The sequence below is a fragment of the Enterobacter cloacae complex sp. IR5412 genome (genome assembly GCF_049237385.1).
Lineage (GTDB): Bacteria > Pseudomonadota > Gammaproteobacteria > Enterobacterales > Enterobacteriaceae > Enterobacter > Enterobacter intestinihominis.
Genome location: NZ_JBMKHQ010000017.1, coordinates 2,584 through 16,458, shown reverse-complemented (window position 1 = coordinate 16,458; position 13,875 = coordinate 2,584). Strand labels below are relative to the sequence as shown.

The 13,875-nt window shown below is 47.6% G+C and carries 20 protein-coding genes and 1 pseudogene; 17 read left to right on the top strand and 4 right to left on the bottom strand.

Features of this window, described 5'->3' with window-relative positions; genetic code table 11:
* Positions 1-62: 62 nt before the first annotated feature.
* From ACOTX2_RS21760 to ACOTX2_RS21750, 3 genes and pseudogenes are all read left to right on the top strand, one after another.
* Positions 63-1,205: pseudogene (locus ACOTX2_RS21760) on the top strand (DNA polymerase III subunit alpha); the annotation flags it as partial.
* A gap of 71 nt (positions 1,206-1,276) precedes the next feature.
* Complete coding sequence (locus tag ACOTX2_RS21755; protein ID WP_219989684.1) at positions 1,277-1,459, top strand: hypothetical protein; 183 nt, start codon at positions 1,277-1,279, stop codon at positions 1,457-1,459.
* Positions 1,459-1,836 (top strand): hypothetical protein, encoded by a 378-nt coding sequence (locus ACOTX2_RS21750; protein ID WP_071886813.1) that lies wholly within the window; start codon positions 1,459-1,461, stop codon positions 1,834-1,836. Before ACOTX2_RS21755 ends, ACOTX2_RS21750 begins: the two co-directional genes overlap by 1 nt.
* Positions 1,837-1,863: 27 nt before the next feature.
* On the opposite strand, the gene ACOTX2_RS21745 is transcribed toward ACOTX2_RS21750, so the two are convergent.
* The 3 genes from ACOTX2_RS21745 to ACOTX2_RS21735 are packed head-to-tail and all read right to left on the bottom strand — an operon-like array spanning position 1,864 to position 4,041.
* A complete protein-coding gene (locus ACOTX2_RS21745) occupies positions 1,864-2,664 on the bottom strand; it encodes a malate dehydrogenase (RefSeq protein ID WP_239687514.1) in 801 nt (266 codons plus the stop codon).
* Between the two features lie 37 nt (positions 2,665-2,701).
* Positions 2,702-3,475 (bottom strand): hypothetical protein, encoded by a 774-nt coding sequence (locus ACOTX2_RS21740; protein ID WP_057057118.1) that lies wholly within the window; start codon positions 3,473-3,475, stop codon positions 2,702-2,704.
* Positions 3,472-4,041 (bottom strand): hypothetical protein, encoded by a 570-nt coding sequence (locus tag ACOTX2_RS21735; protein WP_057057119.1) that lies wholly within the window; start codon positions 4,039-4,041, stop codon positions 3,472-3,474. The genes ACOTX2_RS21740 and ACOTX2_RS21735 overlap by 4 nt, the downstream gene beginning before the upstream one ends.
* 210 nt (positions 4,042-4,251) lie before the next feature.
* Between ACOTX2_RS21735 and ACOTX2_RS21730 the strand changes: the two genes are divergently transcribed.
* The 14 genes from ACOTX2_RS21730 (at position 4,252) to ACOTX2_RS21665 (ending at position 12,544) form a co-directional block, all read left to right on the top strand.
* Positions 4,252-4,680 carry a hypothetical protein gene (locus ACOTX2_RS21730; protein ID WP_219989683.1) on the top strand — a complete coding sequence of 143 codons (429 nt, stop codon included), beginning with the start codon at positions 4,252-4,254 and terminating at the stop codon, positions 4,678-4,680.
* A gap of 121 nt (positions 4,681-4,801) precedes the next feature.
* Positions 4,802-5,806: a hypothetical protein gene (locus tag ACOTX2_RS21725; RefSeq protein ID WP_057057121.1), complete on the top strand. Its 1,005-nt coding sequence runs from the start codon at positions 4,802-4,804 to the stop codon at positions 5,804-5,806.
* Between the two features lie 60 nt (positions 5,807-5,866).
* On the top strand, positions 5,867-6,817 hold the full coding sequence (locus ACOTX2_RS21720; RefSeq protein WP_416503114.1) for an exonuclease: 951 nt from the start codon (positions 5,867-5,869) through the stop codon (positions 6,815-6,817).
* Complete coding sequence (locus ACOTX2_RS21715; protein WP_057057123.1) at positions 6,814-7,074, top strand: hypothetical protein; 261 nt, start codon at positions 6,814-6,816, stop codon at positions 7,072-7,074. The genes ACOTX2_RS21720 and ACOTX2_RS21715 overlap by 4 nt, the downstream gene beginning before the upstream one ends.
* A gap of 5 nt (positions 7,075-7,079) precedes the next feature.
* The gene (locus ACOTX2_RS21710) at positions 7,080-8,156 is read left to right on the top strand and encodes a recombinase RecA (RefSeq protein WP_057057124.1); all 1,077 of its coding nucleotides are present in this window, start codon (positions 7,080-7,082) and stop codon (positions 8,154-8,156) included.
* Positions 8,157-8,273: 117 nt separating this feature from the next.
* Entirely contained in the window at positions 8,274-8,462 is a 189-nt protein-coding gene (locus ACOTX2_RS21705) for a hypothetical protein (RefSeq protein WP_072931870.1), read from the top strand.
* Positions 8,459-9,304, top strand: a complete 846-nt coding sequence (locus tag ACOTX2_RS21700; RefSeq protein WP_057057126.1) for an SPFH domain-containing protein — start codon at positions 8,459-8,461, stop codon at positions 9,302-9,304. Before ACOTX2_RS21705 ends, ACOTX2_RS21700 begins: the two co-directional genes overlap by 4 nt.
* A gap of 318 nt (positions 9,305-9,622) precedes the next feature.
* Positions 9,623-10,324: a hypothetical protein gene (locus ACOTX2_RS21695; RefSeq protein WP_239687515.1), complete on the top strand. Its 702-nt coding sequence runs from the start codon at positions 9,623-9,625 to the stop codon at positions 10,322-10,324.
* A complete protein-coding gene (locus ACOTX2_RS21690; protein ID WP_057057128.1) occupies positions 10,317-10,673 on the top strand; it encodes a DUF957 domain-containing protein in 357 nt (118 codons plus the stop codon). The genes ACOTX2_RS21695 and ACOTX2_RS21690 overlap by 8 nt, the downstream gene beginning before the upstream one ends.
* Before the next feature lie 179 nt (positions 10,674-10,852).
* On the top strand, positions 10,853-11,017 hold the full coding sequence (locus ACOTX2_RS21685; protein ID WP_157844757.1) for a hypothetical protein: 165 nt from the start codon (positions 10,853-10,855) through the stop codon (positions 11,015-11,017).
* Positions 11,014-11,460: a DUF7238 family protein gene (locus ACOTX2_RS21680; protein WP_057057129.1), complete on the top strand. Its 447-nt coding sequence runs from the start codon at positions 11,014-11,016 to the stop codon at positions 11,458-11,460. The genes ACOTX2_RS21685 and ACOTX2_RS21680 overlap by 4 nt, the downstream gene beginning before the upstream one ends.
* A gap of 60 nt (positions 11,461-11,520) precedes the next feature.
* On the top strand, positions 11,521-11,790 hold the full coding sequence (locus ACOTX2_RS21675; RefSeq protein ID WP_057057130.1) for a hypothetical protein: 270 nt from the start codon (positions 11,521-11,523) through the stop codon (positions 11,788-11,790).
* A 99-nt stretch (positions 11,791-11,889) separates the two neighbouring features.
* Positions 11,890-12,357 carry a hypothetical protein gene (locus tag ACOTX2_RS21670; RefSeq protein WP_127353346.1) on the top strand — a complete coding sequence of 156 codons (468 nt, stop codon included), beginning with the start codon at positions 11,890-11,892 and terminating at the stop codon, positions 12,355-12,357.
* A complete protein-coding gene (locus tag ACOTX2_RS21665; RefSeq protein WP_057057132.1) occupies positions 12,344-12,544 on the top strand; it encodes a hypothetical protein in 201 nt (66 codons plus the stop codon). Before ACOTX2_RS21670 ends, ACOTX2_RS21665 begins: the two co-directional genes overlap by 14 nt.
* Positions 12,545-12,814: 270 nt before the next feature.
* Here ACOTX2_RS21665 and ACOTX2_RS21660 read toward each other — a convergent pair whose 3' ends face one another.
* Complete coding sequence (locus tag ACOTX2_RS21660; protein WP_057057133.1) at positions 12,815-13,825, bottom strand: RepB family plasmid replication initiator protein; 1,011 nt, start codon at positions 13,823-13,825, stop codon at positions 12,815-12,817.
* Positions 13,826-13,875 lie beyond the last annotated feature (50 nt).

Below are 13,875 nucleotides of genomic sequence, written 5' to 3'. Positions count from 1 at the left end.
AAAATTAATACATGGATTGTGATTAAGAGGCACCAATGAAAGTTTTAGAGACGATTTCCACGAAGCCCGGACTAAGCGACAGCAAAGCAAAAGAGATCTGGGAAGCGTTTGAGAAAAACGGGGCGTATCAGTTCAACAAATCTCACTCAGTGGCTTACTCGCTGATTAGCTATCAGTCGATGTTCATGAAGACGCACTACCCTGCCCAATTCTTCGCAGCAGCGCTGACTATTTTGGGTGATGACAAGCATCAGGGGCTGGTTAAAGACGCTCTGAGCTTTGGCATTCGCATCTTGCCACCAGATGTAAATATCTCGACCAACCGCATTGAGATCCGCCAGATGGAAGACGGTACGCAAGTGCTGTATGCGCCCTTCTCAGCTGTTAAAGGATGCTCAGAGAATGGATGCCAGGCGATCATGCGCGCCCGAGCGAAAGTGGGAGGCCATTTCACCGACATCATGCAGTTTGAAGAGGCGGTTGAGAAGCGCGCCTGCAACAGTCGTGTTCGTGATTCTCTCGATCGTGTCGGTGCATTTGCCAGCATCATCCCCGGCAGCTTACCCGCAACTTCCGAAGAGCGTCGCCGTGACCAGGCGGAGCTGATGGGTAATCTGGTGATCGATGCGGTAAAAGCGACACGCCGGTTTGAAATGAACCTGAAACGCCAGGCTGAAGTAAACGTGCTGATGACGAATATGGCCGCTGAAATGGGGCTGGGTGATGAGCTTATCCGTCCGAGCATCGGCATCAAACCACGCTTGATGATCATCCTCGACAACGCCAACGGTAACGATGGAAAAACCGGCTACTTCATGGAGAACGGTTATGACGACTTCAAGGCGAAGTTGCTGGTTGCCGGTGATCTGAAGATGGGCGATTTGTACGTTACCGGCGTTTGCAAGAAGGTGAAGGACAAAGAAAAGGACTACACCAAAGACGAGTTAGGCCAGTTTAACGAGTTCATCAAAGCAGAGGTGGCTTTGGTACGACCAACGTACATTCTTACGTGCGGCGCCAAGTCCACCAGCCTGTTTAACAACAAATCGAAGCCATCAGATCTTGTTGGCCGTAAAGAGTATCTGCCGGAGTTGGATGTCACGGTATTCTATGGCTTTAATCCCAACATTCTCCACTTCCGCCCAGAAGAAGGCGAAAAGCTGGAGTTGATCCTCGCTGACGTTGCCGAGGCAGTAAATTCGTGAGCAAGCCTCACATCCTCTATAGGGCAGACTTGCGCTGCCCCAACTGCAAATCAGCGCCTGAAGTCATTCGAATGACGGATGAGAATACCGAGCAATTTTGGTGGGAAGAGAACGGCACGACATATCCCGTTTTATTGCGCCATACAGAGCTGGCAGCACGTCATTGCACATTCAGAAATGAGATCTACCACCTGACCCTTCCGCTGGCTATTGGCGTTTGGAAAGAACAAATTAAAAACAGGAATAAACGATAATGACTACCGAATTGGCACCGGCGATGATTGAGAAAGCGCGCGAAGCAATTACCCGCTCTAACTTCTGGGAGTTTATCGACCGCACTATGACACTTGAGCTGGCCGTGGCCAGCGCCAAATACGATGGCGAACGCGCCCCTAATCGTTTACGCAAGGCGGCCAAGGCAATGCTCAACGTCGTTTACGATCCTCTTATGCGTCGATTCGTTGACGGCATCAGTAGTTCGAGCAAAGCGCTGGAAAAGCTAGATGAGCTAAAGGCGTACCGCGACAGTCTGGTGACAAAGGTAGCCAATGAGTTTACTGAGGCCGAAAAGTTTGGCGACGTTGGCGAGTACCGCCGTCAAAGAGCTGCGAGAATGATGCAAGCAGCGTAAGCAAAAGGCGCTATATAGCGCCTTTAATTATTTAACTCTTAGGAAAGTTGTGCTCAATACATTTTTATATCTATTCAAGTCGTTTTGTATTCCTGCTTCATTTACAATTAATCCTGCAGGGTCATATACAAGGCAAATCAAATGCCCACAATCTGGATGTTTCGTATACTTCATAATATCCTCTATTAACTGTTTTCCAATCTCTTTATCATTTAGACCCGCCCTCGTCATTTTGCATTCGATTACGATTTTTTCTTTATGTAAAACAAAATCGATGCGGGCGTTCCGATTAAATGTTGAAGAAACAGCGTCCTCACATCTAATATCATCGAATTCAATTTTCAGAAGAGCATGGAGTAGGTCTTGCACATCATATTCATCATTCATCAACAATGGTGGTCTTGAAGCATATCTGATTTTCATAGCATCCACGACCAGACCGAAACGCTCACATATATTTATGGCTTTTGATAGCGAGTCAACATTAGCAGACCCAAACAATTCGCCTCTATATTTTCTATAGTCAGATGTTATTTTATTAATTAACCCAACCGTATTTCTAATTATATCATCGCGAACAACTTTATAGTCTAGGTCTCTATCGTAAGATTTCATATCGGTTTTTTTAATGACCGCCGAGATTTCCTTCCACTCACTAACAAAATCATGATTTGAAGGATATAAAGCCCTTATAGCTACCTCAATTTCATCAAAGGTCCTTTGGGTAACGCGGCTTCCAAAACAAATATCCTCTTTATTTTTAATGATAATTTTCCGCGAAATCAACTCATTTATTGCCCGCACTTTGGCGTCAGGATTCAGTTCCATTATAACCTCTAAAAATAGGGGCTTCCGCCCCTTTTGTTTATCCGACGTTGATCCGATAACCTTGAACGCCACCTCTGCCTATGTCACTTAATACAAATGACAACCTGCCACCTTTTGAGGAAGGCCAAGCTGCTCTCAAATTGCTATCAATAAGAATAACATTGTTGCCACCTGAAAGTTTAGTTGCTCTGAACACGCATTCTCCATATGCTTTAGCATGTCTAGCTCCTTCAATTCCAGAAAGGCTTACCAGCGCCTTGCTAAGTGCCAATCCAATACCAATCTTCAAGGGCGGAAGGTCGTATCTATTTGCTAAGGCGGTGTTTACGATATCTAAAGTATTATTTAAGCAATCTTTAGCCGCATTGTGAGCATCGTAAATGTACTGTTCCGGTTTTTCTTCTTCTTTTTTGAAAAAACCAAGAACACCATCACCTAAATATTCAGTGACACCCCCTTTATATATATTTATTGTTTTCTCAAGAGCAGGCAAAAGAGCAGAGGTTTCATAAAACACACGCTGTATTCCCTCAAGCCTAATCGAATTACTGGCAGTAAGCATGTGATCTGTAGAATTGCGCATATCGGCAACAATAGCTATGAAATCGTCTACTATCGTCTCGCCTTCCATAACTATTTCATGCCCAGGTATTTGACTTGGGGCCGAGTCCATAGCACTCTTATTGAAGGCTTCGGTGCCGACTCTACTCTCTGATATTAATTTATATCCACCATTACTCCAATGGTATTCAGCTTGATTAAGAGACCTATCAACTAAGTTAGCAATTATTGACCGCTGATCATTATTCATGCCTGAACTCCAAAATTGAAGTAATATACAGTAGATAGAAACATACCTAAAGTAAGCCATCCCAAAGTCAAGTTAGTGCATACATTGACCCGAAGATTTTTAACATTACGAATTAAAGATACTTTCATCTTTTCACTAGCTAGTTCTTCAAGTAATTTTTGTTCATCTTGAGGTATAGCTGATAGGTAAGTTTGAACATCTTGAGTTGCTCTAACATCACTGATGCTAAAGAAATCCTTCTTCCCTATGAGAGGCATGCCACCCATGTAAAAAGTATCAGCTGGAACTATGCCGATCATATGTTTTTTTATGTCAGTTATTGGCGACAAACTTTTGAACAAAACATATACCGAGGCAAGCCATAAGAATGCTGTAATTACTGAAACAAATCCCAAGTGGTAAGGAGAAGTCCAAAGCTTTGCCACTGCTTTGGAAAGGCCTTCAACTGAAGTCAAAGGAAGAAAGATAACGACAAACAAGAAGCCAATCTTGACATCTGTTGCACGAATAGTGGCTTGGGTATCATTAATCGATTGATAAAGAAACTCTATTTGTTTTTCTTTCATTTTTTACTTAGCGCCATCCGCATTGACAAGTTAGATTTATTGAGAAAAATCCCATAGATTTAACAACTTTTTCTGACCCTAGACAACACCTTATGTTTCGTCCCTGAAGTCAAAGCAACGCTGATCGGCTAATCTCCAATAAATTATTAAATTTTGTTCAATTCTGGTAAAGTTTTGAAACCAAAAATTAGCTAATGAGCTACATGAAATATGAACAATATTCTTGACCAAATTATCATCGACCTTGAGTTTAATCGCGACGACCTTGAGGCGGTCTGGCAACGACAACCAGTGCTGCTCATGCAGTACGGTGCAAGACTGGCGCAGGCTGAAAGACAAGTGGCTGATGCTAAGCGCGGCCTCGATGCTGTTGAGGCCAAACTTTATGACACACACCGTAAAGACTTGAGTATGAACGGAATCAAGTTCAACGAATCAATCCTCGACGCCAAGGTAAAGACCAGCGTCAGCTACCTATCCCATCGGCAAAAGCTGGATGATGCTCGTTACCTGGCAGACATGTACAAACATGCCGTTGCAGCCTTTAACCACCGAAAAGACATGATCGTGCAGGCATCTAAGCTCGCCATTATTGAAATCGAACGCATGGGCGCCGAGCGTTTTAATCGCCCCTCCTGACACCCTGTTTTTATATCTGGATTATAGCTAGTTAACTAGCTATTATGCGCTTGCTCGTTAGCGAGTCACGACTGCCCAAAGTGCAATGCACCCTCGGCCAAAAACAATAATGGAGAAACACATGTCATCAGCATTAATGAACCTTCTGAGCAAAGCTCGCGGCGACATCGCAGCTAAGCGTGGTAACAACGTCGATATGGCTCGCCTGAAGGATGGCGATAACTACCTGCGTCTGTTCCCAAACAAAGACGATCCTGACGGCGTCTTCTATCAAACGTGGGGTATGCACTTCGTTAAGTACCAGAACGACGAAGGCAAAGAAGCAACCACCGCCTACGTGTGTGATCAACACACCCATGGTCGTGCTTGCCAGCTGTGCGAAATGGTGATGGAAGGTAAAGCTCGTCACAAAGGCAACAAAGCAATGGAAGACCGCATTCAGGCAATGCGCGCCACTCCACGCTATCTGGTTAACGGCGTACTTTCTGCTCGTGAAGATTTCGCTGATGCGAAAGAAACCCAGCTGATTGAACTGCCAGCAACCGTGTTCGATGACATTCTGAAAGTTATCGGCGAAGACCTTTCCGATGAAATTGGTAACCCGCTGAGCAAAACTGAAGGCTATGCGTTCTGCATTACCCGTACCGGTTCTGGTCGCGACACCAAATACAGCGTCTCTCCTAAGCGCAAAGTCTTCAAAGGCAACATCGAAGACAAGTTCTGGAACAAGCAGCATGACCTGATTGCTTTCGCAAACCAGGCTGACGAAACCAAATTGCTGGCTACCACGCGTCACATGAGCCGTCAGATTGGAATCGCTGCACCTTCTGCGATTGCCGCTGTTAAATCAACAACCACCTCAGCAGCAGCACTGCCAGGTTTCGGCTCCATCACCGGCCACGACGACGCCCCAGCGACTACTCACGGTGCAGCAGCTGTTGCGCGTGAAGAGACCCCGGCGCCTTCGTCCATCGTTGATGAAGAAGTTGCTCGTGCGGTTGAAGCTGAGTTCGTGCCAGAAGCTGAAAAAGTTTCTGAACCAGTGGCGGCAACGCCAGCGGCAGAAGCACCTGCAGCAGCAGACCCGGCACTGGATTCACTTCTGGCTGAGCTGGAAGGTCTGTAATCGTCGAATAGACGGAAAGAAGGCGTCTTCGGACGCCTTACTTTTTGGAAGGAGCATACCTTGAACTACTTATTCGTCGATGGTAACAGCCTCGGCTACTACCACCAGCAGCAGAAAGAGAAACTTCACAACGGTGAAATGGAAGTGCAGGCGATTTTTGGCTTCGTCAAAAACGTTCGTCGTTATGCCTCTATCCTTCGCGCGCGGCCAATTGTCTTTTGGGACGGATTCAGCGATCGCCGCCGTTCGTTTTACCCAGAGTACAAAGCCAACCGAGACGACAACCCAGAAATGCTGAAGATGAAAGAAGGCTTTTCCAAGCAAAAGCCTTACATCGTCAACATGATGAAAGTGCTGGGCGTAAACCAGTTCACGGCCAAAGATGGCGAAGCTGATGATCTGGCCGGCATGTTCGTTGAGAAGTTAGTTGATTCACCTGCAGTTGAACACATCTATTTGCTCACTGGCGATCAGGACTGGCTTCAGCTGGTTAGCGAAAAGGTTACATGGGTGACAGTACGAGCCGACGCCCAGCATAAACAGATCAACTTCGAGCAGTTTTCGGAGCTTACTGGCTATGCAACTCCCCGCGGCTTTCTCGAAGGCAAAGCACTCCAGGGCGACAAGTCCGACAATATTGCTGCTGTAGGTGGCATTGGTGACGGTGGCGCCAAGGAGATTATTGCGGAGTACGGCAGCGTTGTAACGATGGTGCGGGGCATTATGGGCGGCAGCATTGTCATCGACAAAGGTCGCCATAAAACAGCATTCAACAACCTGGCCAAGAACGCTTTCAACGAGAAAACCAAATGTCGGATGCTCGAAGCCTTCAAGCGCAACATGTCACTGATGAACCTCATCAAAACTCAATTCCCACCGACTGTAATCGAGCCAGTAAAAGCTGAGCGCGACCAGAAAGCATTTGAGCAAATGTGCCTGGAGCTTAACTTCCGGTCGTTCCTTGAAGATATGGACGTGTTCAAGCTGCCATTTGAAAGGTACTGCGCATGATCCGCTCTTTGTTCACCGGACACCCATCAACCTACACCGCGCTGGCCAAAGAGGTCGTTTTCCTTCATGGGGAAAGCGCAGTGACCTGTCTGCCAACAATTCTGTCACGCGCCGGGATGAGCGTTACCAAACGCGAGCTGGGGCAGGTTTCAGATCAGGTTGTGAAAATGCTTTCACGCGTAAAGAAAAACCTTAATTGCGACTCGATTGAGTGGAACGAGGCGAAAGCCGCAGAACGTATAAAACCACAAGGATAAAACACATGGCTAAATCAAAACTCGCTCAGGCGCTGAATAAAGCGATGGGCAAAAACGACACTATCCAGAAAGTCGAGCAGTGGCTCGATACCGGATATGCCCCGCTGAATCGCGCCATTTCTGGCCGCTACGATGGCGGTATGCCAGCTGGTCGGATCGTTGAGATCTTCGGTCCACCTTCTGCCGGCAAAACGTTTCTCGCCACCAGAGCGATGATTGCTGCTCAGCGTATGGGTGGCGTTGCAGCCTTCTTTGACCACGAAAACAGCTTTGATGTTGGCCTGGCGGTGGGTATGGGATTAGATGCTGACGAAGATGAAGGGTTTTGGGTGTACAAGCAGCCAAACACCTTCGAGGACTCAGTGGAAAACATCGGCATCCTGCTTAACACCATCCGTAGCAACGAGCTGATTCCCAAAGATGCGCCGATCGTCATCGTGACCGACTCCCTGGCATCAATGGTGCCGCGCTCGAAAGCAGAGAAGTTCACCAAGATGGCTGAAGGCACTGCGAAGGATAAAGACGAGCTGAACATGAACGACAACACGGCTCTGGCGCGCGCAACATCAGCGAACTTCCCTACCCTTGCCCAATGGTGCCGCCAGTACAACTGTCTTCTGATCGTGCTCAACCAGGTGCGTACCAAGATTGGCGTGATGTTTGGCGATCCGACCACTTCACCCGGTGGTGATTCACCGAAGTTCTACGCTTCTGTGCGCATCCGTTTGGGTGCAAGCCAGCTGAAGGATGGCAAAGAGAAGATCGGCCAGTGTGTTGGTGCTGAAGTCGTTAAAAACAAAGTGGCGCCGCCATTCGAGAAATGCAGCTGGAATTTCTATTACGACACTAACCGCGGCCTCGATGTGGTGGAGTCACTGGTTGAGCATATGCTTGAAGAAGGCTTGCTACCAAAGAATTCTTCTGGCCGCGTTGAGATTGGCGATAAGAAATACACCAAATCTCAGATCGTCGATATGTACCGCCAAAAGCCGATGGAAGAAATCGTTGCGGCGCTGGCCAAGATCGACAGCGATAAGCGCGCCAAAGTTGAGGCCGCGAAAGAGACCGCTGAAGTAGAGTAATAAGGCTAACAAATAGCCATTTAATCGAGGGGTGCTAACGCACCCCTTCTTTTTTGATTGCAATTAGGTAGGTAACTACCTATTTTATATAAGCACTATAAAACATCGGAAAAACACATGATTAAGTTCTACACCTTCACAATTGGAGTGATTGCATCTGCCTTAGCGGTGTATCGATTCATTGTGCCAGCACTGTTCTCACTGAGTGATGATTTCGCCATGGTTTTGGCCGTTGTTATCGCTCTTTCTTATCCGGTCGCCCTGGTGACCATTTCTAAAAATGTATGGAAACGCAAAAAGAAATGAAAAAGGTAATTGTCGCGCTGCTATTAGCAGCATCCGCATTCACGCTGACAGGGTGTGATCGTGAAACCGTACCTGCGGGCTACGTTGGTGTGAAAGTCGATCTGTATGGCACTGAGAAGGGCGTACAGCAGCAGGTTGTTGGTGTTGGCCGCTACTGGCTGACCATTAACGAAGAGCTGTACAAGTTCCCAACATTTAACCAGCTGCACACGTATCAAGACCCGTTCGTCTTCCAGACTTCGGACAGCATGACCATCTCCGCGCATGTTGGCGTTGAGTACGCTGTCGAGCCTGACAAGGTGGCCAAAGTCTTCCAGACGTACCGCAAAGGCGTTGATGACATTACCACCAGCAATCTACGTCAGAACATCTCGGACGCACTGATTAAGCACTCCACCGACATGAACATAACTCAGCTGGCTGCCGGTGGAAAAACCAAGCTGCTCGATGAAGTGACCAAGGATCTGCGCGCCGGTCTTGAGCCTATTGGCATTCACATTGTGAAACTGAGCTGGACGACTGACCTGGATTATCCAAAGCAGGTTAAAGACTCCATTAACGCTAAGATCGAAGCAAACCAAAAAGCAGCGCGGGTAGAGAACGAAGTCGCTCAATCTAAAGCTGAAGCCCAAAAGGCTATCGAGTTGGCGCGAGGTGAAGCCGAATCCAATCGCATTCGTGCTGAAGCGGAGGCTAACGCTATCACCCTGCGCGGCCAGGCGCTTCGTAGTAATCCTGAAGTGCTGCAACTGGAGGCGATCAATCGCTGGGATGGTAAGACGCCGGTTTATGTCGCTGGAGGCGGCAACAGCGCCCCACCATTCGTACAGTTCAAGCCGTAACAAACACAAGGCGTCCAGTTGGACGCCTTTTTCTTTCTGTCATTATGACCCATAAGAAAACAACTTGTTTGCTGAGTGAATATGAAATTCAAACACATACCTCTTATTGACGTTACAACGCCCCGCTCTTTTCGGATCGCGATAGTTGACTGCTATTGGCTGACCAAGGGAGAGAACGTTGTAACTAATGAGCGTTACGGGAACTACATGTACAACTCAGACAGGCGCGTTGTGGAGCGAGTATTCGAACGTCACATTCAAGAGGATGGTTACAGTGTCACACATATCCCCCTCGCGTTTATTGAAAGGAGAGATTAAGTGTCTTTTGCATTAGAACCCATTGAACCAGAAATGACCCAGGTTCGGGGCGATAACGTTTCAAATCACCCTGCTTTTGGGATGGTTTCAGTAAACCGCATCCACTCAACCGGCACGACCTTATTCGCTTCTGACCTTCGCCATGCTGAAATCATAGAGCTGGAGATCTACGAAGGCCAGATGGTTGAAAGGGATGGTGTGCAAAACCCGGCGCGCGCTACACGACGCCCTATAACATCCATCAGCCTCAGTTCAGCTCAATGGGCGACTCTGGTTTGCAGCTTTGGCCTCGGCGAAGGTGTTCCATGTACGCTCAATCGCACTAAGACCGGCGATAGCGTTCGCATCCCTCCCATCAAACGGATGGAGTCCACACGTCAGCGATTTGACCGGAACATTGAAGAAGCAGCCCAGCGCCAGCTGGGAAACCTTGCTGAAGATCTGCAATCCCTCAGAACTTTAATGGCCAAGGGAAAAGCCGGTAAGCGCGAGCTGGAAGAATTGTACCGTTCAATGTCTGCCCATCTGGGCAACCTGCCTAAAAACCTATCGTTCTCAACCCAACTAATCCAAGAGTCGATGGACAGCATTGTGTCGGCCGGAAAAGCCGAATTAGAAGCGTCAGCCGTTGGCGTGGCACTTCGCCTGGGGATCAAAGAAATTGGCCGCCTGGCCGAACTGGAGAACAAAACTGATGAGTAACATCGAAGGTATCAAATGGGTGGCTGATGGTGAGCCGAATTTCTACACGCTGCTTTCAGACAAGAACTGGTTCGGGAAACTCCAGCTGAACGGAGAGATGCACCCCGTCGCGCAGGAGAAGTTTTTAAATGCCCTGTTCCCACACTTGAAAGAAGAGGCGAGTAAGTCAGCAACGCCGCTCACACCGGTAAAAATCATCGAAATCATGATCGATTGGCTGGAGTGCAATGTGGATATGGGCACACCGATCATCTTTGACAATGATGATGACAACACTGATTCGGCAAAAGCCTTACCAGCTATGTACGAAGCGCTGCGCGTTCTTAGAGGTATAGGGGGGCAATCTTGACTGTTGTATGCGAAAGCGTGTGGCCGGGTGTCGATTGGTTTACTCCGGGTAAGGAGTATAGCGGTGTGTCAGATTCTGATGGCCAGGCGCTGCATACCACTGACGACTTTGGTGACGATGCCCTGATCTTCATTGACCACTCTCATCACGGCATCTTCAAAACCAAGAAGGATTAACTGATGGTAAGCCAGCAGAAAGATGAGAAGGCAGCTGAGCGCCAGAGATGGATTGCGGAAGGTGTAGAACTCGCCATAAGACACCTTGAAAGCTCTGACTTTGGTGAAGAAAACGACATTCGCCTACTTCGCGAATTGTCTTTGCAACTCAAAAAGGAAATGCCATGACCAGTAAACCAAAGGGAAGCGCTCTGACAGCGCTTTACAGCGCTTCAAACGCTGCGCTTGATGAAGTAGACCAGTTAAGAGCGGATGGCTTCCCGCAGCCATTGTGGGCTGAATCCATGCGCACTGCGATTAGCGAAATGGGCGCCCCCGATGTGGCTGAGAATGAGCAGCCCTGGCAAAAGCTGATCCGCGTGTATGCCGAAGAGATTGGGCCTACACCAGAACCAGAACAGGCATTGCTGCTGAAGCTGTTCAAGGAGGCAGGTGAGAACTTACCAATTTGGCCAGGCACTTGCCACGAGATTTTTCATTCGCAATTTAGAAAGATCGACATCTTTGAAAATTCAGTAGATGGCAAAGAGGCGATCGTCTGGTTCCTCCTTCACCTGGATGATTACTTCCCCCGAGTAGCCGCGAAGATGTGGCCTGTAGATAACAATTAATCGCCTATTTAAGTCAAATATAATTAAGTAACCAACAACTTATAATAAGGGTATAAACACATGAAAACGCTTGTCAGAATCCACTCAAGTTGTGATTTCTCAGTCTTCCCTCTGTTCATTGTTGAAGCAGAGAATGAGGAACTGATGGACGAGGCCATTGAACGCGCTATTAACAAATGCACCGGCTATGACGATGACCAGATAACCATCGACGAGAGCAATGTACGCTGGCGCGGCAGCCAATGTTGGTATCAGGAAGATACCCAACCGCTCTCCAATGAGGATGCAGAAACACTGGTGAGGATCTTATCGTTAGAAACCTACAGCTAACGCTTTCCTTACATTTCAAAAATAGGTTACTATCTACCTATCTTATGGAGTTCGCATGACAGTAGCTTTGCAATTAACCTCTCTCCTTCTGGTAGTTTTATGCCGTCAGATGAAGAAAGCCTTCGAGCCAATGCCCGGGCGCGTTTATTACGCCTTCATGCTCAGCACCGCATTATTCATGTTCCTGTCGCCGGTGCTGAAATGAAACGGATCTCGTTAATCGCATTATTGATGCTTCCCACTTTAGCCCAGGCTAATAGCCTGAAAACGTTGCAGTGTCACGCTGCCATCGTTCATTCAGCTGGAGAGCGAATCACTGGAGTTTCAGAGCGGATGACCGGTGCGCTGGTCGTTGACAGCGGTATGGAGTTTTACGCGCTGCTCGGCTCTACGATTTACAAGTCTCCCCCGCTGAAATCGCGGAAGAAGATGAAATTTGGTGTTGGCTCGGATGGCCAGACCTTTATTAAAAAGGATGCCGTGTACAGCGTGTCTTCTCAGGACACCAGTATCATATTTGACGAGTGTTCCGAGGTTAGTAATGATTTACACCATGCAGAAAAGTGAGATCCAAAAAGAGAGCGGTTACTGGCGCGCAAAGGGCTTTAAGCGTGAAGGGAACGAAGAGCTTCTGGATCGCTGGGACTGCACCATCACCTTCAAGCGCAAGCAGTGGCAGCACTTTGATAAGCTGAAAAACGAAATGACGATCACCGCACCAACACTCTTTGGGCTTCTTAAGAAAATCATCTAATTGGTTATCAAGAATTGACTGAGGTATGTGGCTTTTACATACCGCAGTCAATGGCGTTTGCCGAAGTACGCAACTCTACATACCGCAGTCAAGAAATCACATATTCTGGTTGGTTCAGGGTGGTTTTCATTGACTGCGGTATGCGTATTACGTATCGCAGTCAAGATGGGATGTGAGACGCATATCTCAGTGAAGATTGCATACCGCAGTCAATATTACATACCGCAGCAAACAAACCGCATATCGCAGTCAATAAACTGCATACCTCAGTCAATTTTCGGGTTTGGATTTAGCGAGAGCTTCTGCCAGTTTGACGGGATCTATACCTGCAGTTTTCAAAGCCTTAATGACTTCGTCGTAGTTCTCTTCTGACGGCGGCTGCTCTTCAACCTTTTGTTTAGGCAGCTTAGAAGTCTGGATCAGCTTCGGATTGCGGTAGTGAACGACGAAGAAGGTGGAGTTTCCGCGTTTAGTTTCAGTGTATTCGAGGTACCCGATTTCTTTCAGTTGCTCCATGGCCTTTCTAACAGTGTGATTTTGCGTGTAAACGCTTGAAGTCAGGTTAAGCCGGTCACGAAGGCGCTTCATCGAAATGGGAGCGTGGTTCTGGGGTAGACTTTCAATGAAGGTGTATAGAGCCTGGGCTGATTCTTTACGTGGCAGTGCATCAATGGCTTTAAGTCGAAGCAGCACACGCCTGTCCATGTCATAGAGTTCGAAGAGTTTAGGCTCAGCTTCAATTTCAACAACGTTTTCAACGACATCGTATGAGGCTGATTTTACCAGGTGTGTCACCCACCCTTTCGTATCGTTCTGGAACTTAAGCGTTACGGATGCCAATTTAAACAGGGAGTTACTGATACGATCTCGCATCTTCTGGTTGGAGCGCCGGCTATCGAACCCACACATCTTAACGAACTCGACAAACGTGAGCTTAAGCGCACTTCCCTGCACCCCATGCTCAGCCATTGAGCGAACGATCCCCAGCCATACCTTGAAATCAGTGTCCATATCCAAACGTGACCCTGTAATTTTCACGTCGTTGTAGCCTTCGCTCTTGGCTATGGACAACTGGACAAGTTCTTCGGTCGCATCTGTGATATTTTTACGGTTAGTCTTGCTCTTACTCGTTGATTTCAGTGTAGGAACAAACAGGCCGAGACGCATGAGAGGAACCGGCTGAACAGTGCTGGAGCTGTTAATATCCAGTGAAACAATCTCACCTGTCGATTTGTTTGTTTCTTCCAAATTCATCGGTAAAGTTTTGGATTTCTTGACCATTTCATGCACCAGCAGTTGTTCACATGCCGTAAGTGTAACTGCATATCTCA